The 551-nt window shown below is 78.0% G+C and carries 1 pseudogene; it reads left to right on the top strand.

Annotation, left to right across the window (positions count from 1 at the left end):
* Positions 1-551: pseudogene (locus GTW43_RS02990) on the top strand (mannose-6-phosphate isomerase); the annotation flags it as partial.

Below are 551 nucleotides of genomic sequence, written 5' to 3'. Positions count from 1 at the left end.
GCCGCCCTCGGCGTCGCCGACCTCCTCGGCCGCCTCGCGGGCGCCGCCTGCCCCGTCGTGCGGTTGCGCACCACCGGCGTCGCCCCCGCCCCCGGCGCCCTGCGCTGGGAGCTGCCCGGCTGGGCCGGCCCGGTCGACCTGCTGCTGATCGCGACCCCCGACGGCAGCGAGCCCAGCCTCTCCCTCCTCGTCGAGCAGGCCTACCGCCGGGGCCTCACGGTCGTTGCCGTCTGCCCGACCGGCGCCCCGCTCACCGAGTCCGTGGCCGGCGCCCACGGCCTCCTCGTCCCCATGGCGACCGCGCCCTACGAGCAGGACGAGCCCGACGCGGCCTCCGCCCCCGGCGCCCTGTGGGCCCTGCTCACCCCGCTGCTCGCCCTCCTCGACCGCACCGGGCTGCTCGACGCACCGCCCGAGGCCCTGGAGAAGGTCGCCGACCGGCTCGACCGCACCGCCGAGCGCTGCGGACCCGCCATCGTCACCTACAGCAATCCGGCCAAGACGCTCGCCTCCGAGCTCGCCGACGCCCTCCCGCTGATCTGGACGGAGGG

Origin of the sequence: Streptomyces sp. SID5785 (genome assembly GCF_009870065.1) — a bacterium.
Classification (GTDB): domain Bacteria; phylum Actinomycetota; class Actinomycetes; order Streptomycetales; family Streptomycetaceae; genus Streptomyces.
The sequence above is the reverse complement of the archived record's forward strand: the minus strand, read 5'-3'. Positions and strand labels throughout refer to the sequence as shown.